Source organism: Plantibacter sp. VKM Ac-2885, from assembly GCF_015351205.1.
GTDB lineage: Bacteria > Actinomycetota > Actinomycetes > Actinomycetales > Microbacteriaceae > Plantibacter > Plantibacter auratus.
This window is the reverse complement of sequence record NZ_JADKSK010000002.1, coordinates 910,649-936,317: the sequence shown is the minus strand read 5'-3', so window position 1 is coordinate 936,317 and position 25,669 is coordinate 910,649. Positions and strand designations below refer to the sequence as shown.

Here is a 25,669-nt window from a genome sequence, read left to right as displayed (position 1 = left end):
GGATTTCCAGGGCAACGGCCGGGTGAATCTGATGGAGCCGCCCAAGGGAATCGAACCCTTGACCTTCTCATTACGAGTGAGGGCGATGGGCTCCGTAACCGTTCGTGGAAGTCGGCTGACCGGGGATTTTGCCAGGTTCTGTTCGTGGCCGTTCACCAGAACGGGGGCGGGTTGCTGCCATTCATGCTCTCCAGCACAGACGATTTGACGAGTCGCCGATCTGGCCGCTCCGGTGTCGGACGCACGTGCCGATCGCACGCGGACGGCTATCGTCCGCTGCCGTGCCGGTGTCTGCCCACCGCATAAGCCGAACGGAGTGCCCGTAGTTCAATCCTTCACCGGGACACATGATGTCTGTGCTCGAAGCTGCGTTGCGGTCGGCATGTGGACGAACTCGACGGCCGTCATTGCAGACGCCCTTCCGGCCTGGATTGGAGCCAAAGCAACGGCAATAGGGGTCCCTAGTTGCCGTTGTGGCCAAAGTCCTGACCCAAGCTCTGACCCGGCGTGCCCTGGGCGCTGTTTTTGGGACCTCGCATCTGTGCCATCAGAGCATCAGTCCTTTTGGTTCGTTTCGAAAAGTGGTCGGCCTCTGAGTCTCATCCAGCGGCATCGATCATCTTTCGCACAGGCTCGGGGAGTAGCGCTCTCGTACCGGTCGCGGCGACGATGCGAGCGAAATTAACCCAGACGTGCTGGCGTACGACGCGAGCGGTCACGCCATGATGTTTGGCGATCGCGGCCTCGACCGGTTGCACACGGCCTGGCTGTCGAGGGGCGGCGCCGAAACGGTCTCCGGACGGGTGATCAGTTTCGAGCAGCACCCGGTCGACCGGAATCATCTTCCAAGTCTCGCTCGTGCGGATCATCGAGAAGTTCACGGAGAAGTAGCAACCCAGCTCGATAGCTCGTTGTGTCTCTTCGGCGTCTCCGAGCCACCAGTGCAATACTCGCCCGGGTTGTGCTCCATGCTTGGCCAGGACATCAATGAGTTCGCTGGTCGCCCGGTAGCTGTGGAGTGAGACGATTCGTGGGAGCCGATCAACCACTTTGAGGATCGTGTGCAGGGTTTCCATCTGCTTCTCCAGCGGTACGCGGGACCCGCCGTCCAACCCTACCTCCGCCACGAATGGCGTTTGTGCGAGCGCCTGTTCGAAGAGAACTTCATCAAAAGAACGTTGAACACCGACAAGTGAGGGATGGCAGCCCAGGCCCCAGATGCTCACGAGATCCTGCCGGCCGCGTACCAACTCGAAATCAGCCAGCGATCTAGTCGCAATGAGCACGACGGCACCCAGACGCTCTAGGTCCGAAGTAGTGATGTCCGTCGCCACATGGGCATGGACGTCGAGCGGGGGTAACTCTCTCATCCCAGGTACGCTCCCACCTCTGCTTGACCACGCCGACACAGGTCCATTGCCTGACGGGCCGAAAGCGACGGGGGAAGCGGCATCACCATGATGGTGGCGTTCGAGATTGTAGAAGAGGCAAAGTCTCTTGCAGCTTCCAGAACCGAATGCGATGCAACGTAAGTGGCGTGCTGAGGTTCGTCACTGAGGTAGCGAGTGGCGTCTACGACTCCGCCGGCCTTAAACGAGGCCCGACGAACGATACATCCAAAGCACTCGCCACAGTGGGTTCCGCTCGGAACTCCCTGGTAATTCTGGTCTGTGTGGGAGCAGGAGTTCGTAGCGCTCAAGTAGGTGGAAGCCTTCTTGTCGCCGAGGAGCGTCTTGGCCTGCGCGAACATCTCCCCCTTTGTCATCAGCTGGAAGGGATTCTCGATCGTCCCGTGCGCCCCGATGGAGGCGAGGACATTCTGAATCTTCCAGAGAAACCATGGTTGCGTTGTGCGTGTCGATAGAGCACCCAGCCGTTCGGGACCGAGTGGCGGGTTAATAGACGCGAATCCGTTCTCCGGAATCCAGAGCGACGCTCCCGACTGCGACGCGACGGAGAGTCCGAGCGCCAGAAACAGGAACGACCGTGAACGGCTTGACGGTTCGCTCGGGAACAAGGAGCCGTCCGGTCGCTTCTGCGCCCTGCTGAGGAACAAGCGATGATGCGCAGCTTGCCTTCCCGGAAAAAGAGACTCAAGCTGCGCATGGACGTGCTTCTGCGGCGTGCGAGCTGCGCCGGAACTGGCGTGGGACACGAGCGAATGGGTCTGTTTGTCGACAAGCGTTGATCCGGAAAGCAGTGCTCCGATGCCCGAATCTGCCCCACCACTGACGAGCACTACACGGCTAGACGCGTCGGGGACGAGGAGTGCGTTTTCAGCGATTCCGGTAAGGGTGGTGAACTCGAATGACCAGTGGTCACCGGTCAGGAAGTTGACTGCCTCGACCAGCTCGTTTGCAGCAGAATCCCAGAGCGAGGGATCGCTCACCGGTACAGAAACAATGAGTTCTCTCGTGTTCCAGTTGGAGCCGCGGGCATCACGCTTCACTGTGTGATCGGTCGCGTACACCGCGAGCGCGATGCGAACGAAGTCCGCATTCAACGTGGGAACAGGACCTAGTGTCATGAGGGAGGGGCCGAGGCCAGATTTGAACGAGTCATCGCCCGTGTCGTTCCAGAAGAACACTTCGTCGACATCTGGCGGCATCTGCGTCTCGTCGATGACGAGTGCGAGCCGGGTCATTCGGACGCCCCGTAGATTTCCTTAAGCTGGGCCACGCCGCTCTCGATGGCCGTCGTGATCTCCTCGGATGTTGCGCCCATATCCCCAAGTGTTACCTGCGAAGCAAGTACCTGAGCCCCGCGTCGAATCTCTGCTTCGGCTTCATGGCGTTTCGCCTGGTTCTTCTCCTGCCGGATCGTATCTCCGACCTCAAGAAGCGCGGATTGGGCGATCATCAGTTCGATAGAGTGACGGACGATCTCGTCAGGGGCAGGAGGCCGATCATCGGGCGCTTCGAGAATCCAAGAGACGAGTTCGGCGACAATCATTCGCGCTTCACTGTCTTCCAGCGTGCTGTCTGCCTGCGTATCGAAGGCCACCTCTGCGATGCGCTGGCCGATCTCCAGAGGGTCATTCAGCGCACGGAGCTCGTCATAGTTCAGACCAGCAGATTCGAGCGCTTCGCGGTTACCCGTGGAGTAGGCCCGGGCCAAGGAACCAGCACGTCCTGCGGGCCCCGACACACGCGCGACGCTGCGGCGAACGCCGCCCGACGACCTCCCGCCGCCAGACCCAGCGCTTCTGCCGTCAGCTGCGCCGCCGCCGCCACCGCCGCCTCCGCCACCACCGGAACCGGAACCTCGAGAACCGGTCCTCCACATGCCGATGACAGATGAAATTGCCGACGGGCTCAAGGGATTCGTCGAACCACCGTCAGCTGAAGGCTCGTTGGAATTCGGTGAGTCCGATCCGGCATCATCTCCGAGCCAGCCCGCGATGGCATCTCTAAGGTCGCCAGCATCTTTGCCGCCGCTGCCTTTGAATGCTCCGCTGGTACCCATCAGACGGCCTTCCGGATCGATGCGATCGCTCGCTTGGTCAGTCCGTCAGCGTGCACGGCCCAGCTGTCCAGGACGGCAGAAAAATCGGTAGCTTTACCTTTCAGGATCAGAACGGTCGAAGCCTTGACCTCTTGACCAGGCAGCTTCACCAGCGCCGACCGGGCTTCCTTGAGCTCACTGGAATGCAGACTGGCGATGGTCACGATGGCGTTCACCGTCGACATCTGGATCGACGGATCATCTTGCATCCTGCGGCCGAGGTGCGCCAACAACTCGACGACGTCACCCGCAGGGAGTCGCTCGATTTCCTCGTTCTTGACTGCGCTACGATCAACCTGCGAGCTTGAGGTGAGGGCGGCCGCTAGATCACGAAGCTTCTCGGAAAGTGACTCGTCGAGAAGCAGTCGGCCCTTGAATGCCGCTGCAAGGGTGAGGTACCCGGTTACAGCCGACGCATCGAGCACCGGGGGTAGCTTCGCCCACCGAACCATTGTCCCGGAGAAGGATTCGGGGTCAATCGAGGGCTCGGGCTTCTTCGGTGCAGATTTCTCGGCTGCGGTGCCCGGCTTACTCTTCGGTTCAACTTCCGGTTCAGCCTCCGCTTTAGTCTCGCCCGCGGCAACCTTCTGGAGCGCATCAAGCCGCTGACGGAGCTCCCCCGCGGCAAGCCACTTGAGTAGATCGTCGAAGTCCTTCTCGAGTAGCTTCTCGATCACCATCAGTTTGGCAATCGCGTCTGGTTCGAGCGAGATACCCCGGCGACCGGCGACGGTTTGACGCACATACAGATCATTCATGAACCGCTTGATCCGGCGAGGGTTGCCCTGGAACTTCTCGTAGAGGATCGGAGTGAGGCGGGACGCGGTCGCCATCTGCAACGACAGGTCGACGCTCTCAGGAAGATCCAGATCGTCCAAGCTGCCAGCGGCAGTTCGGAGTGTGTCGCAGTCTGAGACGAGAGTGACGTAGACTTCAGGCCCAACCTGGGTCCTGGCAAGTAGAAGGAACAGATAGGCGCGGGTATCGAAGTAGCTGAGCGCCGGTACAGGGATGGTCGTTTGGACAATCTTGTGCAGATAGAGGCTTGCAGTGCTCTCTGTCTCGGTCGGAGCGGCCGGAGCCTTTAGCTTCTGCTGGATGGCTTCCGCAACTCGCACCTCGTCGGCGGCAATGACAAACGACATTCCCTCCGCTGACAAGAACAGGCGGATCGCCTCGAGAGCATCAACAACGGTGTCTGGTAGGCATCGGTCCAGGTCGTCGACGAGGACGACCACTTGGGAGACGTGCGACAGCGCCGGCTCGTTCAGGAGGGCCTGGAACTCGTCCCTGAAAGCATCCATCCCCTTGTCTGATTCGAGCGTTTCGGGCTCGTCGCTCACAAGGTCCATGACCGCGTCGAGTGACGGGAGCTGGGCGGTGAGCGCGGTACTGGCAGCCATCTTAATCGCCTTGGACCAGTTGACGCGCTTGACGAGCTTCTTAAAGGCTGAAGAGGCAGCCTCCACCACCGGATCCTCGCCCCTGAACTCCGCAGCCAGCTCCTTGAGCACCGCAGCGATGAGACTTTCTTTGGGCCCGACCGACGGGTCGTAGCGCCACGGGTCTGCCCGAACGACGATCACCGTGGTACCACTGGCTTTCGACCTTTCCTTGACATGGGTGTCAATGAGGTTAAGCACAGTTGTCTTACCGCTGCCCCATGAACCGGAAATACCGAGCGCGACAGGGTTGAGGCCCTCGTCGAACAGGGCGTCTACAACGGTCTCAGCAATGGCGTCGAACGACAGTAGATCGGTTGTCGCCGGTTCATCAGACCATAGAGCTAGGTCTACCTGTTTACTTTTCACCATGGCCGCACTTCTCCCCCTTGGTTCATCCTCGAACCGTCACCTTTGGGTGATTATTTGTTCGCCTAAATCTTATCAGTCGGGTACGACATAGCCCGTTGCAAGAATAGACGACGTCGTACCGATCTGAGACACGTCGAAGACACGGTAGGTCAGGACAGCGCTCCTCACGTTGCTCAAGTCCTGGCTTCTTTCACGGTGAATGCGCCGGCCTCGCCCTGGATCTTGTACTCTGCGCCTTCGAGTTCCCCGTAACGCTCAGCGATGAGCTCGGCAGGCTCGGCGGCCTTTACATGCGCACCGTCACTCTCGGTGCGGATGAGGTACGCCATCCCGCACTCGCACGAAGTCATGAACCAGTAGTACCGTCCGCGCTGAGCTTCGTAGACGAGATCTGCCGGGTAGTGGTCGACGTGCTTGCCACACAGAAGCGGGAGAGAAACGATTGATCCGACCAGCTCACTCGCGTCGAGTTCGGTCGCCGGGCGCCATGGTCGAAGACTCACGTCAGGCTCCGAGGTTTTGAAGCTTCGCCCGCGCGCGAGCTGCAAGAACTCCTCGTTGCCAAGCCCTCCGTCCGAGAGCTCCATGTCGTACCCGGCGGGCCACATGGTCTCCAGCGGCGGTGCGGCAACATCGACCTCGAGCGGCAGGTGAGTGAAACGAAGTCCATGCATCACGAGCGCACCAAGTGAGATGGTCATGGCATAGCCATGTGGGAGCTCAGACTCGAGTAACCCCCGAACCTCGACGGCTAACGGGGTGACCCATATCGATCCGAGCTGGAGGTCCCCGTTGTACCGCCCGGCCCAGAAGATGCTGCTCGGGAGCGGCTCGAGCGCCGCGCGCCGCGCGTACAGCAACGCAAACTCGGATGGAGGAAGGCCGTAGCCATCCTCGCGAGCCCTGGCGGATGACACGAGCATAGAAACGAGTGCGGTCTTCTGCACCCACATCGCAATGACTGGTTGATCCTCGACCGCGATTACGCCTCTCTCGCCAAGGATCAGTGGCGTCAAGACGCGCTGGGCGGTTTCCTCAAGGCTCCCCATCCAACCGTTGTTACACGAAGCACAGACACTCTTCACTTCCTGCTGAAACGGCGCCCCCACCCCCATCGGCACCGACAGCCGGTTGAGGGGCCCCGCATGGTTCTCGACCGGCCCGTCGCCGAGACCGATCTTGCTCAACCAATTGCCAAGCACGTGCTCGCGTGTGAGTGGCCCGGCGCTGCCGCAGAACGCGCATTGTCGGGCACCTGGATCAACCATCTTGTACGCCTTTGGATTGCGGTTCGTCGGAGGGGCGGTCGTATGGAGGTGCCGAAAGCTGTCCTCCCAGGACGCGGGCACGCCTCGCGCCGAAGAGAGCTCGCGAGCATGTGGCTATCCGAACGCAGACTGGAAAGCTCCGGTACGGCGACTTAGTCTGCTGGGTCGACCTTCCTTGCGATGATCAAGAGGGCATCCCAGATCGACTCGAGTTGCCGGTGAATGTCAGCCTCAGCCGGGTTCAGGCCGAACCGACCGGACGTCTTGAGGTGTCGGGCATTTGCCGCCAACGCTTTGATTTCATCTTCGACGCTCATGATGATGACCTTAGTGATTACTCGTGACACAGGATGGAGCATCTCGGATCAGATGTTCAGAACCGCGCACAACTCGTCACCAGGACGACTGGTCCGCGAAGAGTCAGGTGGGGCAGGCACAGGCCACACTGAGTCGGTGGACATAAAGACGGCACCGGCTCCGGATGAGAACTCACGATCCCCTATCCGACGGCCGCCGCCGGGCACCTGTCGTTCTTCAGTTGACCGGCTGCGGGTGCGGGTGATCGGCGAGTTCGCTGGCCGGCACAAGCTTCATTTCCGTCGCACCACCCCATCGTGCGAACAAGAGCCCCACTAAGGACTCGACTGCCAAATCACCCGCGCGGAGGATACGCAAGCAAAGCGACTGAACGTCCGTCTTCCAAGGAGATGACTGACGTCGAGCAGCCCAACGCTCAGCCGCCTCTACGGTTGACCGTCCGCAGGCTGCCCCTTACCGAATACGCGAGTTGCGGTGTGCGCATGGCCCGCGCGGTGAAGACGCCCGCGAGAGCGCCGCCTGAGAACCGAGGCACGTCTTGAACAACTACAGGTTTACGAGACACAAGGCGCGTCTAGAATCGTGGCGAGCTCAAGCCTGGAAAGCTGCGGCTCTCTCCACAGGTCGACTGTCTTGAAAACTCAGCTCACAGTGAGATGTGTCCCATTGGGGAATGACTGGGATTTTGAGACGTACTGATGCCATGAGGCAGATCGGGTACTCCAAGGTCAGCACCGTCGGCCGGGATGCACAGCTGCAGCTCGATGCACTCCTCGCGGCCGGCGTCCAGAAAGGTGATGTGTTCGCCGACGTGCCTTCGGGTAGCAAAACTGCGGTTGAGCGCCCCGGGATGACGAAACTGCTCGAGTATGCCTAGGCTGGTGACACCGTGATCGTGTGGCGCATCGACCGGCTCGGCCGCTCCCTCATCGACGTGATCAACACCCTCGAGCTTCTGCGCGGCCGCGAAATCCACGTGCGATCGCTCTCCGATGGGATCGACCCTGCGACGTCGACGGGCCGGCTCATGCTCCACATGCTCGCCACCCTGGCCGAGTACGAGCGCGAGCTCGTCGTCGAACGCGTCAGCGCCGGCATCGCTGCAGCACGCGAATCGGGCGCCCACTCATGAGCACCAACATCATCGCCGAGAAGCTCGCCATCGTCGCCGACGCGCGCAATCGCGGCCGCACGGAAGCAGAAGCGGCGGCACTCGTTGGTTGGAGTTGCGCGACGCTGTACCGTCATCAGACCGACTCCATGAGCAGAACCCCTGAGCTCTGAGGTTTCGAGCAATTCGGTTTCGCCAACTCGGAAGGTATCAACGCCGCCGCCGTCGGGTTCTTGGCAGTTGTCGCCGTTGCGCTGTATGTTTTGAGCTCGGGGGGGGGTGTTCATGGGTGCAGTGGCAAAGGTGGTGCTGTTCGCCTCCTCATATGCGCCGTTGTTGGCGCTTTTCTGGCTGCTGAATTCCTTCGGCGATCCGTGGTCGCGGTTCGCCGGTGGCGCCGCAGTGATAAGCGTCGTTCTACTGCTGGGAGTGTGGTTGCTGCTGACGCGCACCTCGAGCGTCGACATCGTAGATTTTACTGAGGCTCGTAACCGCGACTCGGACGTCATGTCGTACGTGGTCAGTTACGTCGTCCCCTTCGCTGCTGCAGCATCGGACATCGACGAAGGCGCGCGTTGGGCGCTCGTTCTCTTCGCCGTACTCATCGGCGTGCTCTATGTGCGATCAGCGGTGTTCTACGTCCACCCGCTGCTGCTGATGGTCGGCATCCACGCCTACGAAGTGTCGCTCAATGGGACCCCCGCGATGTTGTTGAGCCGACGCCGCCATATCGGTCAGACCGAACGCATCAGCGTCGTCGAGATCGGCACGAACGTCTACGCCGAGAGGAAGCAAAACCCGTGAGCGCACCAGAGACTCCCCCCATCACGCCCAGTGAGGCGCTGGAGCACCTTCGAGACTTCCCCGCATTTGCCGATGCCGGCATCTCCATGCGCGCTATCGCCCTCGACCAGAACGGTGAGTACCGGGCTTACCTGATGGTGCTCAGCAAGAACGCGCAGGCTGCGCTTGCGCAGATCGCCGAAGAAAGCCGCGCCTCGGCACTGGACCAGACGCCCGTCGCATACGCTCCCGCAGTGCTTATCGCTCCGGGGCATGTCATGCATGTGAGCTCGGGTGAGGCCGCGTCGCTCGGCAAGGTCGTCGAACAGGTTGCTGGCGACGATTCTGCGCCCTACTCCGATTTGCCGCCGCGAACCGTGGTGAAGCTGCTCGCGTTCCGCTTCACAGCCGCGGACGGGCAGCAGGTCATCTTCTTCCGTTTTGCAGACACACTCAGCCAGCTAAAGGAGAGCAAGTTTCTGGCGCTCGCGCGCGCCGGGAATGTGTATCACAAGCTCGAACCGGCTGATGTGATGTTATTGCGCCGCACCTACGACGTAACCTACATCGACGGCACTGCGTTCTTCACACATAAGCCCACGTTCGAGCGCGCGTTCGGCTTCTTCGAGCAGTTGCGAGCGGCCAGCGGCGAAACCTTCGAAGCGGTCACGGCCGAGCTACGCATTCGCGGCATGGAGCAGATGAAGGCTGCCTGCATGAAGCAGCCGCAGATGATGGCCAAGATGGCCTCCATCCGGCGCAGTATGAACAGCGACCCCGGTTATGCAGCGGCGATGACCATGGAACGCCTGGTCGCGTTCGTGCGCGAGCGCGACTACATCGATGTCGAGATCGCTACTGAGGACGGCGAGGAGGTCTTGGTCTACAAGGACGATGTCGTGCACCGCTTCCAGATCCTCAAGCTCCTCGACGACGACTACCTGCACTCCGTCCTCACCGAGCGCGATTACGAATCAGGGTCGAAGGTACAGCCGTAGCTGCATGCAATGAACAGCCCACGCGCGTAGCTGCCCGAGCGCACCTGTGTAGTCGCGCCACGAACAAGTGGTAGTCGTCGACAACGACCAGTGCAGCGCAAGCGGGACAACCCGACGTACAGCATCGGTGGACGAACGCAGCGCCTCACGGAGCGCCGCCGCGTTGTCGTCGCTGAGATCAATCTCATAGTCGCGGCCGTCGACGGTCCACGACTGATCGTGCATTTGGGGTTCCAACGGGATGTTCTGACGCTCTATGGTGTCCGCATGGCACTCGACTATGACGCAATCGTAAAGTACATCTCTGCACAGGGCGGCGTCTCAATCGTTGAGATCGCGCGGATGCTCGACGAGCAGGGTATCCCGTCAAAGGGCGATCTGCGTCTGCATTGGCCGTACGAACCAGTAGTGATCTGGGACGGAGCCAGCGAAGGCCTCCTCGATGTGCTTCGACAGCTCATCGCGGACGAGCGCATCGAACTCAACAACACTCAGCCCCTCGTTTACATCATCGACGGGGCGGCGCTCACCCTGCCGATGGCCGACATCAAGTCAGTTGAGCGCAAGCACCCTTACAAGACCGCTCGCTGGCTACCGGTCGTGTTCAACAAACGTTAACTCGCACCTATCGCTGGTCAGTCCACGGGGTCGCCAGCTCTCATTTCTGTGGAGGAGCAGCTTCGAACTCCTTGCTGGTTGCCGCCGAGGCGCCGTCGGTGCCGCGACGCCGAGATCTTCCACACGTGTCCGAAGCCGTTGACCGGTTCATATCGACGGACTGACTCTGCAGCGCCGGTGAAACTTCGTAGGCTTACGGGGTGAAGGTATTCGGAACGTGCCGCGATCGCGCCACCATCGAGACTGAGTCGACGGCCCCGGAGAGAGCCGATATTTGTGGGACCGTGATCGCTCTCACTCTTCCCGAGTTTGTGATGCATGGACAGTGCTGACCCAATGGGCGCGCTCGAGTCTATCTCGCAGGTTGCTTGGACACTCGCCGGTCTCGGCGTCCTCGCCATTATCGTGCTGCTGCTGACGACCATGTACGTTCCCTTGCCGCGGCACTTTCGGGGGCGGCTTCACGAGCACGAGATCTACCACTACGTCGAAGATCGGTTCCTGGTGATAGTCGGAAACGAGGTCGTGCTCAGCCCTCAGCGCGTGTGGAATCCGTTCATCATCGGCCTCGGGTGGCGCAACTGCACGTTCTACTACCTCGGCCATCGTCGGCGCGGCTCGCTCTTGAACCACTGGCCGCGGCATCGTGACGCCGCCTGCTCAGTCGTAGTGATCAATGGGTCGGATCTGTTCGACGCCGTAAAAGACGGGCGGATGTACTGGCGACTGTGGGACCACGCGATCGCTGCAGACGGTTACCGCGGGCCGGCCAAGGTGATTGGCGGGGTGAACCCGATCCGAGCTCGCGCGCAAAAGTCGCCGCCGAAATGACCCTCACCCCGAAATCTGGAGAAGATCGCCTGTTCAAGTATACCTGAAGTGGATCGTCCAGCTAGCGAGAGAATCAGCGGGGCCCCTGCCGAAGGTTACTTGAGGATGACCCTGGAACGAATAGGGACAAGGCGTGGCGACTCGTCCTGAAATAATGTCCCGCATGCGAACCATTGGGAAGTACAAGATCGTTGGACCCCACGTCGATTTCGATGATGCAGAAGTCAAACAACTCGTACTTGATGCAAACGTCCTGCTCGACATCCGAGATTTCTATTTCAATGGTCCGGCCAGGTTCGCTCACCTCGAGAGTCTGCTCCTCGAGTTCCCGATGGATCGCCGCAAGTTCGTCGACATCAACTATGGCTGGGCCACGTCAGAACTGTCGTGGGTGCGCGGCAAAGGACTCGACCCGACTCGCCGACGGCGACTCATCCACGCCGCCGACCACGTCCTCTCCTGGGATTCACGGCGCATCGAGCGCGAGTTCGCGAATCGGCACCCACCGGAGCGCCGTGATCGTACCTGGCCGGGACAGTCTCCAATCGCGACGGATCTTGTCAACACAGATCCTCGGATCTTGCTCATCGCTCAGTACGGTGCTTTGCTCTATCTGTTTCAGCTTGAGCGGCGACGAGCAGAACGGAAATCTCGCGGCCGCGAGTGGGCGTTGATGCAGACTGCCGAGTGGATGACCAACACCCTCGGAGTCAGGACCAGCTACGTGTTCGCGCTGGCAATAGGCTTCTTCGCCGGCAGCAGCGCCGCCCAGAATGACGTTCGGCGAATCTTGAAGTTCGACGGGTCCGAGACTCCCGACCAAATCGCATCCAAGTGTTGGAACGTTGCTTGGGACATACTCATGACCGGTCTCGGCGAGGGTCTGAGCTACGGTCTCCTCGATGGCACCAACGCCAAAGCCGCCGCGCTCGTCACCGCAGACAAGGATCCGACACTCTTGCGCGCGGCCGTGCACCTCGGTGGCCTGATCACCACGCGAACGGAGAAGATTCCCTTCGCTGCCTTCGGTATGGAACTGCACGCATCAGTGACGCAGGACGCCGTTGATCGCGCGTTCAGCATGGACTATTCAGAATCGATCCTCCGGTTCTCACGTGACCCGGAGGACGTTTTGCGCCAGGTCGCTCGCGCGGTCAACGATCTCGAGATCGAGCTTGGCGTGTCGAACACCACGTCGCACGATGGATGGATGTTGGGGAATAGTCATGACTAGCAGCACGCCTCGGATCGAGCCGCCCGCCGTGGCAGGCGCGCCAAGTGTCGGAATCACTGGCGTGCTGCCAACACTCTCTGGACCCAGCGCTCTTACTATCACAGGTTGACATCACTGAAGGCTCTCGCCCGAACGGGCTGTCAATTGGCAGCGCCTTGACGCTCGTCACTGGGAGGTACCAGTCAACCCACCCTGAGTGGACGAGATCTCCAGCAACGGTTCCCACGGCCGAAGAGCGAGAGCCTTAAACGCGGTTCCATCTCCCCTGAAGCGAACGAGACCCAACCACGTGAGAATCGGGCACTCAGGCGCTGGGCGGACTCGAGGGCTTTGAACGCTTGGACCATGCATACCAGGCGCACAACAGACTCGGGGTGAGTACCACGACGATGACGATGGCCCACTGCCAGGCGTTCAGATGTGGAGCCAGGTCGGCGAGGTAGTGCCCTTTCGAATCCTGCCATGAGGTTCTGACGGAACCGGGTTGCCCAGGACGCAGCGCGCGAGTCGTGCCGCGGACGGCATGCGCTTGAATGTCGAACAGTCCGGTCGCGACAACAGAGAACGTCGCACGGTCGTGGGTGACCGTCTTCGTTATCAGGACCGCCCGGACGAACGGCTTCAAGACGAAGGCGGCGATGGAGACGACAAGCGCCCAGCCGAGCACGGTGGCTGGGAACTTCCAAGGCGGTCGAATGTAGGTGCGGACGATCAGCCAAGTCAAGAGGCCTCCTACCAGCAGGAACGGAACAGCCTGGATGAGCCAGCCGAGTCCGACGACATGGAGCGCCTCCGCGCCGACGAGATCATCCGCGTGCAGAGTCCACGGGTCTGTAGCGCCGTTGAGATCCCCTTTAGTCCTGACTGCTCCGCCATCGACGTCGACGATGCGATGGAAGTACGTCTCAGTACTGCCGGGAGGGTGGAACAGGATCATCTGCCCGACGCGAAGCGTCGAGAGAACGGCAGGCATGCTTCCGACGAAGGTGCCGACCGGTGCGTACTCGGCCATAGAGGGCGTTTGGATGATGAACCCTCGGCCTCCAAGCAGCCAGGCGATGGCTGCGGCGATGGACAACCCTGCCAAGACGAGGATGACGACGACCCATATGACATGGAGAGTGCGGGTCATGGCGCCGTGACCGTTTGGTTGCTGATCCACTTGAACGTCGCCGGGAAATTCTTCTGGGTGATCGTGACAGGGACCAGGTAGTGCAACCCGCCGTCGAACGTTGGTTTGTACGTCGATGCTCGCCCCGTCGTCGTCGTCACCACGACAGGTGTGCCTGGCGCAGGAGTCGGCATCACCAGAGCTCCAGCGCTCGCGAGAGATGACAAGAGAGTGCCGCCAGTCGCAGCTGGGCAGACGGCAGCGGATGCAGGGTAGATGCAGGAGCTCGCGGTCCCCACGGTCACGGTGATATCGGCACACGGGTCCGTCCCCGTAGGGTTGCCCGTTCCAGGAAAGGAGGTCGTGCCATCACTGTTGAGAGGCCAGTAGTTGTTCGCCCCCAGTGAAGTCGCCAGCGCTGTCAACGCGCTCTGACTCCCCGCCGCGTAGAGGTTGCTGATCTGTGCAGCCGTCAAGGTGCTCGGCCAAGTGCCGGCGTTGCTCAGTGAGCCGGAGAAGTAGTTGCGGGTGCCCGTGAACCCTTCAGCATTGCGGTTCTGCCCCACCCGCCAGTAGCCGTTGAACACTTGCGCCGAGCTGGCGTCGGAGGTCGGAGTTCCTGACGCGACGAGCCCGCCATCCACATAGAGACTCTGAGACCGGACGCCTGAGACATATGATGCCGTTGCGACGGCGTAGTGCCAGCTGCCATCGTTGTAGCTGCTCGGGCTCGTCACGAGCTTGACCGTCTCGGCGCCGATGCCGCTGGGGTTCACCCCGAAGACGACCTTGCCGCTGCCGTTGAGGAAGAGCAGACGATCGAAGTTGCCGGTGGCAACGTCGGAATACCCGCCATCGAAGCCGATGATCCCGCCGCCCGCGACCGTGGTCTTGAACCAAGCGCCGATGGTGAAGTTCTGGGGATTTGTCATCGAGACGACAGACGTCGCCATGCTCGCTGTCCCATCCGTGCCGTAGCTACCGCTCCCGGTGACAGCCGTCGGACCGGTCGTCGGATTGAACGCGACCGCATACCGAACGAAGAGCGGATTGGCGGTGGCGGAGCTGTTAGGAAAGCCGAGAGCGCCGCAGCTGTTCGCAGTGAACGTCGAGGAGGACGGCGTCACGGTGCCGCCAGCGGTCAAGGTGACGCTACTGGTGGCGGTGCCGGATGCAGGCGTCGTACTTGGGAGGAACGTCCCCGAGCAAGGCGTACTACCTGTGGCCGGCGAGCCCACGGTCGTGCATTGGGTGCCACCGCCGCTGGTCGCGGTGAGGTTCTGAGTACCGGAGCCGAAAGTGTTTGCGGAGTTCTTGACCGAGGCGGTGAACCCGGACTCGGCTGGACCACTGGTCAGGGCGATCGCACCGAGAAGGGCAGCCGCGATGGCAACCGCGACTGCCCTTCTTCGGACGGTCATCAGGCCGCGAGGGTCCACAGCAGCTGCTCGGATGCAAGCAGTCCCTGATCGGCGTTCGTCGCCGACGAGTCGAGCATCACCGTGAAGGTGAAGGTACGCGTCGCCCCCGCAGCGAGCGGCGCCGAGAGGGTGATCGGTGTGGTGCCCAGTGTCGCGAGCGTCGCGGACTGCGAGGGAGCCGGGCAGGTTGCCGCGCCAGCGGGGAACACGCACACCGGTGTGGTGCTGTCCTGAATGGTGATGTCCACCTTGCCGCAGAACCCGGCGGTGTCCGTTCCGTTGACTGCTCCGTTCGCGGTCGTCGTGCAGCCGCTAGGGGTCAGGGTGAACGATGACGCGGCAGCAGTGCCGTTGTTCTTCAAGGTGACCGTTGAGGTGTAGGGCACATTCGGTGCAGCAACGGTGGTTCCGTTGAACTTGTTGATCGATGCGCAGGTGCCGGCGTTCGCCGCGGTGACGGTCCCAGAGGCTGAGGACAGACACGTCGTCGCCCCCTGCGTCTCCGTCAAAAGCAATGTGCCTGAGCCAATCGAGTTCGCGGAGTTGTTGATCGAAGCCGTGAACCCGGAGAACGCACCAGACATCGATGCGGCCAGGAGAAACGAAGCGAGCAGGCCGATAGTGATCGCGACCGGGACGAAGAACCTCGTGCGCCGGTTCGCGGCAGGGTGAAGAGTAGTAGACATGTGGAGCCTTTCGGGTCGGGGAATACGCCAAGAAGGAAACCGACCTTGAGGGTGTTGTGAATCCGGGTCCCGTGTTCGGTCGACACTTCTACGTTGATCTAAGTGGCGGGCGCTGCTTAGAGATCGCACTCAGCTCGAACTTCATTCCACCGCCACCCGCATTTCATACCGGAATGAGGACGTTTCATCTACAGGGAAGTGCGACCTAGACGAAGTGAGCCTGTATTGGTTCCGGCGATTACTTCTCAGCAGACGAACCGTCTACTCATGCAAGCATGAACAGCCAAGAGCGTCACAACGAGGTTCACGTCGGCGGCGTCCATCTGAGCGATGTCCACTCCGGAGATGTTTCCGCTGTGCACGAACAGCTCGAGCAAGCGATCGCGCGCGGCGGCGGATGGGTCACCATCGATGCTCCCGACGGTATCCACTATGTCGTCCGGATCACGCCGACCACCGACGTCGTGATCCGCTATACCTAAGCCGTACCGAACACCCGGGTGGGGTGGGTCAGAGAGACAATCGGACCTGGGCTCCCGGCTGCGCGACTGCGGATCCGTCGGACCATCGGCGGCGACATGCAGATGCCTGCGACCTGACCACCGTCTCGGCGAGCCAGAGCGGTCGTCCTCGCCGGCGCTGCCGAGAAACGTGGTAGCCGCGAATCCGCTGCGCGATGAGGCGACCGCATGCTCGGAAGGCCCTGCCCTACTCGTGTCGCGATTCAGGCCCATCGACCCTGCTGAGGTGATGCCGTAAGAACAGCTTCACCTCAGCCGGGATCAACGATGCTGCACCATTTACGACTTCGAGCGTCGGTGGGTGCAAACTGGAATCACCAACGATGACTCGTTCGGTCGAGAGGTTCGTCAAGATCGGTCACGGACGATCTTTCTGCGCTTCAATGACCATGTTCTGCGTCGATGGCCGGCCATCTGGACGTTGAAGACAGGTGATGACGACGAGTCGGCCCGGCGTGTTCGACCAGATCGCGGAGGCACCAGCGATCTCGGGCTTGTCGATGACCTGTGTCCCCGTGACCGTGTAGGAGTTGCCATCAACGTCGATCTTGGCTCCGAGCTGAACCTTCGCGGCACGCTTGTCCACATCGATCAGGTAGTTTCCCGGCCCGGTCGCGCCATTTCGCAGCGAATGCATGACCACAAAGACAGTGCCCTTATCGGGCTCTTTCGGGCTTACGCCCATATCGCGAACCCGGTATGCGGAAGTGAACCCCGGCGGTTCGATGGAACCGTCGACCGAATTGAGCTCGCCGAGCGGAACGTCCAAGCCGACCGACTGCACGACGAATCGGTCTGATCCGTTCTGCTCGATCGCCGCGGATTTGTCGGCCGGAGGGGCGGCGTCTTCGTACTGCACCCGCTGGCCATTCATGTCAACGGGACTGGACAGGTAGCCGATGATACTCATGGAGGACGCGATGAGAGCGACGACCGCAGTGGCGCCGACGAGGATCAGTATCCATCGTCGGCGCCACTGCCTAGCTCGGTGCTCAGACACCGTCACCGCTGCGCCGGCGGCCCGCGATCGTCATTCCGAACAGAATGATCAAGACGAGGAGCGACGCCCCGGCGACTCCGACCATGGGCCATACCTGACCACCATCGACAGCCAACCCGCCGGTGTGGACCTCGGGTCCCGCCGGGGGCGGCACGACGGTGGTGTGGGTGGTGCAGCTTTCCAGCGGCGAACACTTGCCCGTCTTGTCCGGCACAACCACGTTGTCCAGGCTCTTGTCTCCATTGTCAGGATTGTTCACGGTGAACGAGTACGTGATCGTCTTGGTCTCGCCCTTCGCGAGAGCACCGGACCAAGACAGCTTGTTCCCGGACACCTGCGCGCCGTTCGAGGCATCCCCGTTGTACGTCGCATCGTCCGCGACCTTCGACAGGTCGTCAGTGAATGACGCCGGCTTGGCGTCCACGTAGTCCGCCTGCCCTGTGTTCGTCACTGTCACCGTGTACGTGACCTTGTCGCCTGACGATGCGGACTTACGATCGACCGATTTGATCGTGTTGAATGTTCGGACGGGCGTCGTCGTGGTGCACGAGCCCTCCGTCTTGCAGTAGCCGCCCCGCTCCGGCGGCACGCTCACCACATTCGTCAACAGGAGGTCTCCCTTATCCGGATCGTTGACGGTCACGGAATAGGTGATTGTCTTCGTTTCGTTTGCACCAAGCGCACCGGACCAGGAAAGCGTTCCGGCCGAGAAGGTGGCACCGTTAGAGGCGTCGTTGTTGTACGCCGCATCGTCCAGGACGTTCGACATGTCATCACTGAACGAGGCAGGGTTCGTGTCCGTGTACGGCAGACCGGTCTCATTGGCGACTGTCACCGTGTAGGTAACCTTCTGGCCCATAACCGCACTCTGTTTTTCGTCCACCGATTTGACCACGCTGTACTTCGGGATCGGCGTGTTCGAGATCGTGCAGACGATGTCGTCGGCGACCGCAGGTACGACTGTCGCACTTGTCCCGCTGTTCGCATCAGGCAAGACGGTGGAACTATCGGTCTTTCGGTTCACGCATGACCAGCTTTGAGCGTACTGCGACAGACTCGTACTGCCGCTCGACGCCGCCTCGCTCAGAGCGAAAGGTGATCCGTCCGGCGACGGAAGAATGACGGTCGAACCCGTGGTCGAGGTCGTAGCGGTCCCGGTGGTAGCCGAGCCGAGCTCTGTGCTCTCAGGCGACGTGATCGACGTGTCGAAGGAATCCGACGGGGCAACCCGCGCGACGACGTTCTTGTCCAGCGTGAGCTTTGCGGTCTGGACTCCGAACGCGATACCGGACTGTCGAGAGGTGCGCCACGTCGTGGAGAAGGTCGTCGGCGCGTTAGCCCTCACGAGCAGAGCCGTAGACTTACCACCCGCGGTTGTGGAAGAACCCGCACCGCTTCCATCACAGGTGACCTCGGTGGTACCGAGGCCTTGTGGGTCCTTGCAGCCCCACTGCCCGTTGGGCGCCAGGGTCTCCAACCGGTCGATGGGCTTGTCTGAGTTCCACGTGAACGACTCACCGGACACATTGTCTTCGACATCCGCAGCAACGAAGGAGTACCCGGTCAATGGAGCGCCGTCTTTATCTCTGACTTCGATGTCCTCGAGCGACAGCGTCAGGCCCTGAAGGACGCTGCGAGCAGGATTGCTGTAGAGCGCCGGGCTACCAGGAACACCGCGATATGCATCCGTTCCGAACGCGAACCGGTTCTCCAGCGGAGTCGCTCGTCCCTGTACGCCAGGATTTCCAAGTCCGCTGACGTCACGGTTCTTCACGGTGAAGCTCGCGGTGTAACCGCCATCGAGAGTGATGGTGACTGGCTGACCTGCGTCAGAAGTGGCGAGCGCGTTATCGTAGTTCGCGAAGTCGAACCAGCAGATCGTGCCAGCGTTTTCACCGTTGTTGGCAGAAGTATCCGCATACCCGCAACCCTGGGGCGCTGCGGAAGCCGTCTGAGGCGTCGACAGCCCGCTCACTCCCACAGCTGTAGCAACAGCCAGAAGCCCCGTGAGGAGCATCGCGGTAAATCTGGGCCGACGGGAACCCTCTACATCCATGGATGGTCCTTCCGACGTAGGTCGAGAATTGAGAAGTGAAGCAACACGCATGAACAAATCTGCTTTCCAGTCGGCCAGATTGGAGGTCCCGACTTAAGTTTCACGCGTTCCAGTAAAGACGAGATGGGCGCGCTGCTGACCTCAAGTCGGCAGATCTCACCCCGTGCCTCACCCGAGAGTCACCCCTACTGATCACTCGCGTCTGCCGGCCGCAACTCGTCGACGTCGGCCGACCCGTTCCAGGAGTTCGGTCGCAGAGTCTCGGCTGCCGTGCGATCGACTCCGAAACACGAGACGCCTCAGACTGGATGGCGCGGCGGGAGCCAGGCACCAGCACGGGGCGGTGGCGCGCTGAGATCATCGGACGCAAGAAGCCCCCGCGCCAGCCTCAGTGGACGAACCGGCCAGCGGCCACTACATGCCCACTCACCTGGTTGATGAACCGATCGCACCCGAAAGGCAGAAACCCCGCGAAAGAGAGCCCCCAGTAGGACCTGCGGCGTCTGTCGGACATCGTTCTCGAATCAGCGCGTCACGAGCGCGTTGAATCCGACCGCGGCTGAGTTCGACGACGAGAATAGGGCGGGAGCGCCAAGTGCCCTCGGTACGTATTCGCATGCGCTCGGAGCGGATCCTCAGGCCACTGGATCAGCAAGTCGATTCTTTCGTGAACCTCCCCCTGACTCCGGGAGACCGATGCGGCGTTCACGATCTGACTCACCCGGCTGGCGGTGACATCAGCAGCTTCCGCGACCACGGACTTCGTCAGCCCGGACGTGGTGGCTAGACGCATCGCGTCTCTCAACAGGCTCTCGACCTCGCATGCCAGACTGCGCAGTGCGTGCAGCAGTCGCGCACACTCGTAGACGTCCGTCAACGCTTGGAGACAACACTCACCGTCGCCCGTGCTTGTCACAGCGCAACAGCAATCTGAGCGATGAGTACCACATGTTGCATTGTGGCGTAGCCGCCCACGACCTGGGCGGTTTGGCTGGCGATGCCGATGCGTAAGGTTGCTGGAAGGGTTCGGCCGCTCCGTTGGACACCCGCTGAGCCGCGGTGGGGCTGAGACTTCACGTGTGGCCCTTCTCTGATCGATCGGTCACGTCGTTGACAACGACGTGACCCGGCACATCCAGTAGACACATCGGCCCGAACACGCCACCTCTCTACATCAACGATCTCATCCCAAATTCACCCGCTTTCGGGCCAGCGGCATGCGCATCCATCGCATCTGCCAGTAGCGCGTCATAGCGACTCTGAGAGAGCCTCTCCTACTCTGTGACGGTGCGGCAAGACGCTTCATCGTTCGTCAACCAGTGGACCGAACGAACAGAGGACGAGATGGCGAAGAGTTTTGAAACACAGACGCGAGTGCAGAGGAGAGCCGCAGCACTCGTGGCGCTGCTGATCGCAAGCACCCTGGCAGTCACCGGCTGCATACGCGACTCCGCGAGACCAACGAGTTCAACGCAGCCGCCGACACCCGAAGCCCCAACCTCGCGGCTGACCGGCACCTCCGGGGCCGTGAACTTCGACGAGGGGTACATCGCTGTCGGCACCGGTCCCACGGTCGTCGACCTGTACCTGGATCCGATGTGTCCATATTGCAAGATGTTCGAAGCGACCAGCGGGCAGCTCCTGTTCGACGAGGCGGAAGCCGGGCGAGCCACCCTACATGTCCACCCGGTGGCGATTCTCGACCGGCTCTCGGTCGGCACGTCCTATTCGACTCGGGCCGCGGCGACGATGGTCGATGTCGCGGCCCAGCAGCCCGAGCTCGCGCAAAACTATCTCGCTGCGTTGTACCGGAACCAGCCACCCGAGGACACCCCCGGACTCTCCGACTCCGACCTTGCCGCGCTCGCTTCGGAAGTCGGCGCACGCTTGAGCGACAATTCGACGCTCCGGACGTACCAGCTCTGGGTTCAAGAACACACGGCTCGCGACGTGCGCGGACCGCTGTTAACGTCCGACGTTCCTGCACTGCAGTCGGTTCCAACGGTGATCATCAGCGGCCGCCTGTATCCGGGAAACAGTGATGAAGCAGCACGATTCGCCGAGTTCTATCGGGCGAAGCGTTCCGAATAGAGCTCTCTGTGGGCACGGTGCCCACCCCGTGCCCACAGAGAACTACATGTCGCGCAACGTGGGAACACTCTCTCCGCCCTAGGTCGCTCACGGACCTGCGGCGCAGTGCCGTCGACGCACTCACCTCCTCGGCCGGTATGAGAGCACTGCTTCGAGGACGCGGGACACCTGGGCATCCGTGAGCCCAGGCCACAGGGGTAGACGCACGAGTCTCTCGGAGAACGAGTGAGACCTGTCCTGGCGGCCGGATGTTCGCCCGAACCGCCGTCCGGCTGGACTCGAGTGGAGCGGTACGTAATGAAACGTGGCCCTGATGCCATGTGCGCCGAGGTGTGAGATCAGGTCCGATTGGCCTGCACGATCAGGCATCAGGAGATAGAACAGATGCGCAGAGTGCAGGAGCCAGGTTTTGTCGGCCATGGAACGGATACCGAGGTCTCCCGCCCAATCGCGGAGGGCGTCCGCGTAGGTGTTCCAGATGCGGAAACGCTCAACTTGTATCTGATAGAAGGAAGCGAGCTGCGAATCTAGAACCGCCGCGTTGAGCTCACTCGGCACGTAACTCGAACCGACGTCTTGCCAGGTGTATTTATCTACGTCTCCGCGAAGGAAACGTCCACGATCCGTGCCTTTCTCGCGAATGATCTCGGCTCGAGTGAACAGCGCATCGTCGTTCAAGAGGATGGCCCCGCCCTCGCCGCACTGCACGTTCTTGGTGTCGTGAAAACTCTGCACGCCGAACGCGCCCACAGTTCCGAGCCGACGTCCCTGCGCGTCGATGCCGCCCAGACCGTGCGCGTTGTCCTCAATGACAGCGATGCCTCGCATCGCGGTGAACTGAAACACCCCTTCGAGGTCTGCCGGCACACCTCCGTAGTGCATGACAATCACGGCGCGCGTGCGTGCCGTGATCGCTTCTCCGACAGCCGCCGGGTCGATGTTCCCGCTGGAGATATCGATGTCGACGAACACTGGTGTCGCGCCTCTCGACACCACCGCGGTGGCCGCTGATGGGAAGGTGAAGCTCGGCAGGATCACCTCATCGCCCGGACCGAGATCGAGCAGCAGCATGGCCAGTTCCAGTGCGTGCGTGCAAGACGTTGTTAGGAGTGCGCGCGCGGATCCTGTGATCTGTTGCAGGCGCGCCGTGGCCCGAGCAGTGAAGGCGCCGTCACCGTGCGAATGACCTGATTCGAGGACGGCAGCTAGGTTACTGAGCTCATTCGGTGTACGAAGTGGGCGGGAAAAGAGGATCTCGTCATGCACGAGCGGTGGGTTCCATTTCAATGGGACAGGTGAATCCTGTGAGCGGTCGTGAAGAAGCCGATTCCTGCTCCTCGATCCGGGACCATCTAGCGTGGCTCGAACGACGGGTGCCTGTGTTCGGCCGGAGTGGGTGCAGTCGACGGCAGGAGTCAGGCCAGCTGGCCTCCATTCTTGGCCGCGCAAGCGAACCATTCCGCGCTGGCGAGCGGTGGGCAGGAGAATCTCACCCGAGAGATCACCCGCTCCATCGCCTCGGGGTATCGCCCCCGGTGCCCTTCGACTCGTTCAGAGCCAAGGGCAGCGACCTCCGACGGCACGCTTCACGACGGTGACGCTGCGACCGCGCACAGAGCGCGGATCGACGTGACCCGGTCACACGATCAGCTCGTCCCCTATCACGCGGAAACTTCGTGCTCAGCTCACGGAGGTGCAACGTTCTTGAGACTCCCCATCAGCACGCAGAACTGCGTTCAATGCTGCCCAGACTGACTGCAGGTCAATCTCGCCGTGGCGGAGTCCAGATCTGATCGTTCCAGTCACGGCTCCGGCGATGGCGGCTGCCGCGAGCTCCGATCGGATTGCTGGTGGCCCCGCTCGTGTCAGCTGTTCCTCGAGGTACTCGGAGAGGTTGTGGAAGATCGCCCCGGCGGCCGTGGGGTCGGCGAGAGCGGTCCGATACACGGCAAGGTGTTCTTGGACATGCGAGGACACCGTGGAGAGTGTCGTTCCAAGTGTCCGCTGACCGCCTGGGAGTGTCAGCTGAAAAGTATGAGAGCGGTCGAGCGCGGTTCGCATCGCCGCGTTGAGCAACGCAGTCGGGTTCTCGCTATGGGTATAGAAGGTGGAACGGTTGACCCCCGCGCGGCGGACGACTTGGTCGACTGTGAGGCGAGAAGCGGGCGTCTCCGAAGCAAGCTCGATCGCTGCCGTAGAGAGAGCTGCCCCTGTCCGGCTGTAACGCGGGTGCGAGTGCGCGTCAGGTGCAGTGCGCCGGACGTTCGTCCTCGTCCGTTGAGGCCCGCCTGCGGCGATCATGCGTCGAGGGGGTCGAGTTCGACGATTGGTCCACGGGCCACCAGCAGACGACTATGACTCGCCTGGGGGTTCTGGGAGGCAGCGAGGTTCATTCGGGCGGCGATGAGGCTCGAGGCACGATACCCGATCGTGCCACCGAGGTCGGGTCCGAGGCGTTCGATCTGTCCTGCCGCTCGCCAGCGTTCGATATCACCCTCGGTGATGTCGGCAAGCCGAGCAAACACCTCCGCACCCAGGAGTCCGTCGATGCCTCTTCGAGAGCGGACGGTGTCAGGCTTCACCCCGAGCGCATCGGCGATCACCGCCGATGCCAAGCCCGATCTGATTGCACCCTCGATGAGGTACCGGGTGATTCGGAACGCCACGCGTAAGTCTGGACCTTGAGACTGCGTCTCGGCGAGGGCCGCGCGCTGCAGGAGTTCGACGATGACTCGCTGCTCTGCAGTCACAAGGCTGGGGGGTGGCTCGGAGACCCCGTGCGCCGTCATCGGTCCTCGGCAATACTCGAGCGGCTTCCGCCCCATGGAGCTCTTTCCTGCTTGGCAAGCCGTCTCCGCTCGGGTATCCGCCACATCGCTGCGCCGATTCCGGCTCGACTGGCTTCGACATCGATGATCCAGCCCGCACTGGTCCGATGGCCGACAAGGGTACCGTCTTCGATGCGGCGCCTCACTGCGGTGGTTGAGAGCACCAACACGGCGGACAGCATCTTGAGTGTGACCGGCCGCTCGAGGCTGTCGACGAAGTCGGCTTCAATGGCCTCGCGGAGACGAATCCAAGGGCTGTCGTGCGGCATGATGTCTCTTTCCTCCAGGCCGTTGCAAGGGAGTGTGTGGTGCTTTCCCGCGCTAATCGGGTTACGGGTCGAAACGGGAACTCGTGGCCCTAGGAGCGCATCTCTACCGTTCGGCGACACCGCGAAGCACACATCTCGTCTCCGGTGGTGCAGAAAACGTCGCGTCGGCGCGCCAACTCTTGGTCTCGCCGGCTTCCACCTTCACGACGGTGTCCGCCGTCGCAAGGACGGTGGCACCGCTGGTGGCGAAGAACACGGTCAGTGTGTACTCCGCAGTCTTCTTGCCTGGATTCTCGATTGCGCCGCTCATGCTCCAACCGTCATCGGTGGAGGTACAGCTCCCGGCGGTCACATGCTTTCGAAGGTCGGGATCGTTCGGGACATCGCTCGGGACGTCAGGGTCACCGACGGTTCCGGGCGGGAGTCCTTCGGCCGAGAACATCGGAGTGCTGCTTGGAGAGGGCGTCTTTGAAGCGGTCGGAGTGTCCGGGTTCGTGCAGCCGGTCAGCGTGCTTGCGAGAAGTGCTGTCGTCACGGTCAGGAGTGCGACTACTGGATAGCGCATGGGTGGCCTTTGCTCGGAGGAGCTGGTGGTGACTCTTTTCCTCGGGGAAAGAGCCACCACCAGTCCGCGGTGTGTTGCTTAGTGCGTGCTGCTGCGTCGGCGGTTGCGGACCATCAAGCCGGCGCCGAGTAGGAGGAGCAATGCCGCTCCCCCCGCCAGCAGGCTGACTCCAGCGACACCGGTCGAGGCCAGTGGTGGCTTCGGCGGCACCGATACCGTCACACTCGAGGGTGGTGAACTGATGGGCGTACCGCCGGGCGGGGTACCCGTCGCCGTCGCGGTGTTCCTCAGCGGCCCGTTCGCCAGATCGGCCGCGGTGACCGTGTACTCAGCAGTTGCCGTGGTCGACTGTCCAGGGAGCAGGACCCGAGTCGGGTACTTGACCGCGGACAGCGTGCCGGTTCCGGTGAAGGTCCCCTCCGAAACGCTGACGTCGTGCAGGGTCACGTTGCCCGTGTTGGTGATCAGGAACGAGTACTGGATCACCTGCCCGGCTGCCGTGACTGCGTCTCGGCTTGCACTCTTCACCACGCTGATGCTCGGCGCGGGGTCGAACGGCACCGAGGTCTCGCTCGGCGGAGACGTCGGAGGCGGGGTGTTCGGATCCGGCGGCGTTCCAGTGCTCGTGGCCGTGTTGGTCAC

General features: G+C 61.7%; 26 protein-coding genes and 1 pseudogene. 10 read left to right on the top strand and 17 right to left on the bottom strand.

What is annotated here, in order from left to right; translation table 11 throughout:
• Positions 1-599 precede the first annotated feature (599 nt).
• The 6 genes from ITJ66_RS16860 to ITJ66_RS16835 all read right to left on the bottom strand — a co-directional run bounded on the left by ITJ66_RS16860 (position 600) and on the right by ITJ66_RS16835 (position 6,903).
• The gene (locus tag ITJ66_RS16860) at positions 600-1,334 is read right to left on the bottom strand and encodes a TatD family hydrolase (RefSeq protein ID WP_194645376.1); all 735 of its coding nucleotides are present in this window, start codon (positions 1,332-1,334) and stop codon (positions 600-602) included.
• Positions 1,335-1,366: 32 nt separating this feature from the next.
• Entirely contained in the window at positions 1,367-2,644 is a 1,278-nt protein-coding gene (locus ITJ66_RS16855) for a 7-cyano-7-deazaguanine synthase (protein ID WP_194645375.1), read from the bottom strand.
• The gene (locus ITJ66_RS16850; RefSeq protein ID WP_194645374.1) at positions 2,641-3,465 is read right to left on the bottom strand and encodes a hypothetical protein; all 825 of its coding nucleotides are present in this window, start codon (positions 3,463-3,465) and stop codon (positions 2,641-2,643) included. The genes ITJ66_RS16855 and ITJ66_RS16850 overlap by 4 nt, the downstream gene beginning before the upstream one ends.
• On the bottom strand, positions 3,465-5,318 hold the full coding sequence (locus ITJ66_RS16845; RefSeq protein ID WP_194645373.1) for a P-loop NTPase fold protein: 1,854 nt from the start codon (positions 5,316-5,318) through the stop codon (positions 3,465-3,467). Before ITJ66_RS16845 ends, ITJ66_RS16850 begins: the two co-directional genes overlap by 1 nt.
• 173 nt (positions 5,319-5,491) lie before the next feature.
• Entirely contained in the window at positions 5,492-6,505 is a 1,014-nt protein-coding gene (locus ITJ66_RS16840) for a hypothetical protein (RefSeq protein WP_228501967.1), read from the bottom strand.
• A 233-nt stretch (positions 6,506-6,738) separates the two neighbouring features.
• Positions 6,739-6,903, bottom strand: coding sequence for a hypothetical protein (locus tag ITJ66_RS16835; RefSeq protein WP_194645371.1), 165 nt, complete (start codon positions 6,901-6,903; stop codon positions 6,739-6,741).
• 704 nt (positions 6,904-7,607) lie between these two features.
• On the opposite strand from ITJ66_RS16835, the pseudogene ITJ66_RS16830 reads away from it, so the two are divergent.
• The 3 genes and pseudogenes from ITJ66_RS16830 (at position 7,608) to ITJ66_RS16820 (ending at position 9,796) form a co-directional block, all read left to right on the top strand.
• A pseudogene (locus ITJ66_RS16830) lies at positions 7,608-8,188 on the top strand (recombinase family protein).
• Positions 8,189-8,300: 112 nt separating this feature from the next.
• Complete coding sequence (locus tag ITJ66_RS16825) at positions 8,301-8,819, top strand: hypothetical protein (RefSeq protein ID WP_194645370.1); 519 nt, start codon at positions 8,301-8,303, stop codon at positions 8,817-8,819.
• Positions 8,816-9,796, top strand: a complete 981-nt coding sequence (locus tag ITJ66_RS16820; RefSeq protein WP_194645369.1) for a Kiwa anti-phage protein KwaB-like domain-containing protein — start codon at positions 8,816-8,818, stop codon at positions 9,794-9,796. The genes ITJ66_RS16825 and ITJ66_RS16820 overlap by 4 nt, the downstream gene beginning before the upstream one ends.
• Here the strand turns inward: ITJ66_RS16820 and ITJ66_RS16815 are convergent.
• On the bottom strand, positions 9,773-9,979 hold the full coding sequence (locus ITJ66_RS16815; protein WP_370582713.1) for a hypothetical protein: 207 nt from the start codon (positions 9,977-9,979) through the stop codon (positions 9,773-9,775). The genes ITJ66_RS16820 and ITJ66_RS16815 overlap by 24 nt on opposite strands.
• Between ITJ66_RS16815 and ITJ66_RS16810 the strand changes: the two genes are divergently transcribed.
• From ITJ66_RS16810 to ITJ66_RS16800, 3 genes are all read left to right on the top strand, one after another.
• Positions 9,887-10,414, top strand: a complete 528-nt coding sequence (locus tag ITJ66_RS16810) for a hypothetical protein (protein WP_370582715.1) — start codon at positions 9,887-9,889, stop codon at positions 10,412-10,414. The genes ITJ66_RS16815 and ITJ66_RS16810 overlap by 93 nt on opposite strands.
• 318 nt (positions 10,415-10,732) lie before the next feature.
• Positions 10,733-11,245 carry a hypothetical protein gene (locus ITJ66_RS16805; RefSeq protein WP_194645366.1) on the top strand — a complete coding sequence of 171 codons (513 nt, stop codon included), beginning with the start codon at positions 10,733-10,735 and terminating at the stop codon, positions 11,243-11,245.
• Positions 11,246-11,408: 163 nt separating this feature from the next.
• The gene (locus tag ITJ66_RS16800; protein WP_194645365.1) at positions 11,409-12,479 is read left to right on the top strand and encodes a hypothetical protein; all 1,071 of its coding nucleotides are present in this window, start codon (positions 11,409-11,411) and stop codon (positions 12,477-12,479) included.
• A gap of 304 nt (positions 12,480-12,783) precedes the next feature.
• On the opposite strand, the gene ITJ66_RS16795 is transcribed toward ITJ66_RS16800, so the two are convergent.
• Both ITJ66_RS16795 and ITJ66_RS16790 read right to left on the bottom strand, forming a co-directional pair.
• Positions 12,784-13,611 carry a S26 family signal peptidase gene (locus ITJ66_RS16795; protein WP_194645364.1) on the bottom strand — a complete coding sequence of 276 codons (828 nt, stop codon included), beginning with the start codon at positions 13,609-13,611 and terminating at the stop codon, positions 12,784-12,786.
• Positions 13,608-14,543, bottom strand: coding sequence for a LamG domain-containing protein (locus ITJ66_RS16790; RefSeq protein WP_194645363.1), 936 nt, complete (start codon positions 14,541-14,543; stop codon positions 13,608-13,610). The genes ITJ66_RS16795 and ITJ66_RS16790 overlap by 4 nt, the downstream gene beginning before the upstream one ends.
• Positions 14,544-14,580: 37 nt before the next feature.
• Between ITJ66_RS16790 and ITJ66_RS16785 the strand changes: the two genes are divergently transcribed.
• Complete coding sequence (locus tag ITJ66_RS16785; RefSeq protein ID WP_194645362.1) at positions 14,581-14,874, top strand: hypothetical protein; 294 nt, start codon at positions 14,581-14,583, stop codon at positions 14,872-14,874.
• Between the two features lie 136 nt (positions 14,875-15,010).
• Here ITJ66_RS16785 and ITJ66_RS16780 read toward each other — a convergent pair whose 3' ends face one another.
• Positions 15,011-15,595, bottom strand: coding sequence for a hypothetical protein (locus ITJ66_RS16780; protein ID WP_228501966.1), 585 nt, complete (start codon positions 15,593-15,595; stop codon positions 15,011-15,013).
• 377 nt (positions 15,596-15,972) lie between these two features.
• Here ITJ66_RS16780 and ITJ66_RS16775 point away from each other — a divergent pair, with 377 nt between their 5' ends.
• Positions 15,973-16,179, top strand: coding sequence for a hypothetical protein (locus ITJ66_RS16775; RefSeq protein ID WP_194645361.1), 207 nt, complete (start codon positions 15,973-15,975; stop codon positions 16,177-16,179).
• A 397-nt stretch (positions 16,180-16,576) separates the two neighbouring features.
• Here ITJ66_RS16775 and ITJ66_RS16770 read toward each other — a convergent pair whose 3' ends face one another.
• Positions 16,577-17,128, bottom strand: coding sequence for a class F sortase (locus ITJ66_RS16770; protein ID WP_194645360.1), 552 nt, complete (start codon positions 17,126-17,128; stop codon positions 16,577-16,579).
• Between the two features lie 82 nt (positions 17,129-17,210).
• Positions 17,211-19,235: a DUF11 domain-containing protein gene (locus tag ITJ66_RS16765; protein ID WP_194645359.1), complete on the bottom strand. Its 2,025-nt coding sequence runs from the start codon at positions 19,233-19,235 to the stop codon at positions 17,211-17,213.
• Between the two features lie 1,326 nt (positions 19,236-20,561).
• On the opposite strand from ITJ66_RS16765, the gene ITJ66_RS16760 reads away from it, so the two are divergent.
• Positions 20,562-21,365: a thioredoxin domain-containing protein gene (locus ITJ66_RS16760; protein WP_194645358.1), complete on the top strand. Its 804-nt coding sequence runs from the start codon at positions 20,562-20,564 to the stop codon at positions 21,363-21,365.
• 120 nt (positions 21,366-21,485) lie between these two features.
• Here ITJ66_RS16760 and rffA read toward each other — a convergent pair whose 3' ends face one another.
• From rffA to ITJ66_RS16735, 5 genes are all read right to left on the bottom strand, one after another.
• Positions 21,486-22,631 carry a dTDP-4-amino-4,6-dideoxygalactose transaminase gene (gene rffA / locus ITJ66_RS16755; RefSeq protein ID WP_370582690.1) on the bottom strand — a complete coding sequence of 382 codons (1,146 nt, stop codon included), beginning with the start codon at positions 22,629-22,631 and terminating at the stop codon, positions 21,486-21,488.
• A gap of 414 nt (positions 22,632-23,045) precedes the next feature.
• Positions 23,046-23,666 carry a TetR/AcrR family transcriptional regulator gene (locus ITJ66_RS20245; RefSeq protein WP_194645356.1) on the bottom strand — a complete coding sequence of 207 codons (621 nt, stop codon included), beginning with the start codon at positions 23,664-23,666 and terminating at the stop codon, positions 23,046-23,048.
• Entirely contained in the window at positions 23,663-24,154 is a 492-nt protein-coding gene (locus ITJ66_RS16745) for a hypothetical protein (protein ID WP_194645355.1), read from the bottom strand. The genes ITJ66_RS20245 and ITJ66_RS16745 overlap by 4 nt, the downstream gene beginning before the upstream one ends.
• Positions 24,151-24,462 carry a hypothetical protein gene (locus ITJ66_RS16740; protein ID WP_194645354.1) on the bottom strand — a complete coding sequence of 104 codons (312 nt, stop codon included), beginning with the start codon at positions 24,460-24,462 and terminating at the stop codon, positions 24,151-24,153. Before ITJ66_RS16740 ends, ITJ66_RS16745 begins: the two co-directional genes overlap by 4 nt.
• A 103-nt stretch (positions 24,463-24,565) precedes the next feature.
• A complete protein-coding gene (locus ITJ66_RS16735; RefSeq protein WP_194645353.1) occupies positions 24,566-25,027 on the bottom strand; it encodes a hypothetical protein in 462 nt (153 codons plus the stop codon).
• A 103-nt stretch (positions 25,028-25,130) separates the two neighbouring features.
• Between ITJ66_RS16735 and ITJ66_RS19885 the strand changes: the two genes are divergently transcribed.
• Positions 25,131-25,669 (top strand): hypothetical protein (locus ITJ66_RS19885; RefSeq protein ID WP_228501965.1); only part of this gene is annotated, 539 nt, incomplete at its 3' end.

Bases quoted from the DNA above. Each gene is read 5' to 3' on its own strand.
- ITJ66_RS16855 (WP_194645375.1), bottom strand. From the start codon at position 2,644: ATGACCCGGCTCGCACTCGTCATCGACGAGACGCAGATGCCGCCAGAT.
- ITJ66_RS16850 (WP_194645374.1), bottom strand. From the start codon at position 3,465: ATGGGTACCAGCGGAGCATTCAAAGGCAGCGGCGGCAAAGATGCTGGC.
- ITJ66_RS16845 (WP_194645373.1), bottom strand. From the start codon at position 5,318: ATGGTGAAAAGTAAACAGGTAGACCTAGCTCTATGGTCTGATGAACCG.
- ITJ66_RS16835 (WP_194645371.1), bottom strand. From the start codon at position 6,903: ATGAGCGTCGAAGATGAAATCAAAGCGTTGGCGGCAAATGCCCGACAC.
- ITJ66_RS16825 (WP_194645370.1), top strand. From the start codon at position 8,301: ATGGGTGCAGTGGCAAAGGTGGTGCTGTTCGCCTCCTCATATGCGCCG.
- ITJ66_RS16805 (WP_194645366.1), top strand. From the start codon at position 10,733: ATGGACAGTGCTGACCCAATGGGCGCGCTCGAGTCTATCTCGCAGGTT.
- ITJ66_RS16800 (WP_194645365.1), top strand. From the start codon at position 11,409: ATGCGAACCATTGGGAAGTACAAGATCGTTGGACCCCACGTCGATTTC.
- ITJ66_RS16795 (WP_194645364.1), bottom strand. From the start codon at position 13,611: ATGACCCGCACTCTCCATGTCATATGGGTCGTCGTCATCCTCGTCTTG.
- ITJ66_RS16790 (WP_194645363.1), bottom strand. From the start codon at position 14,543: ATGGCGACGTCTGTCGTCTCGATGACAAATCCCCAGAACTTCACCATC.
- ITJ66_RS16780 (WP_228501966.1), bottom strand. From the start codon at position 15,595: ATGTCTGGTGCGTTCTCCGGGTTCACGGCTTCGATCAACAACTCCGCG.
- ITJ66_RS16775 (WP_194645361.1), top strand. From the start codon at position 15,973: ATGAACAGCCAAGAGCGTCACAACGAGGTTCACGTCGGCGGCGTCCAT.
- ITJ66_RS16770 (WP_194645360.1), bottom strand. From the start codon at position 17,128: ATGAGTATCATCGGCTACCTGTCCAGTCCCGTTGACATGAATGGCCAG.
- ITJ66_RS16765 (WP_194645359.1), bottom strand. From the start codon at position 19,235: ATGCTCCTCACGGGGCTTCTGGCTGTTGCTACAGCTGTGGGAGTGAGC.
- ITJ66_RS20245 (WP_194645356.1), bottom strand. From the start codon at position 23,666: ATGATCGCCGCAGGCGGGCCTCAACGGACGAGGACGAACGTCCGGCGC.
- ITJ66_RS16745 (WP_194645355.1), bottom strand. From the start codon at position 24,154: ATGACGGCGCACGGGGTCTCCGAGCCACCCCCCAGCCTTGTGACTGCA.
- ITJ66_RS16740 (WP_194645354.1), bottom strand. From the start codon at position 24,462: ATGCCGCACGACAGCCCTTGGATTCGTCTCCGCGAGGCCATTGAAGCC.
- ITJ66_RS16735 (WP_194645353.1), bottom strand. From the start codon at position 25,027: ATGCGCTATCCAGTAGTCGCACTCCTGACCGTGACGACAGCACTTCTC.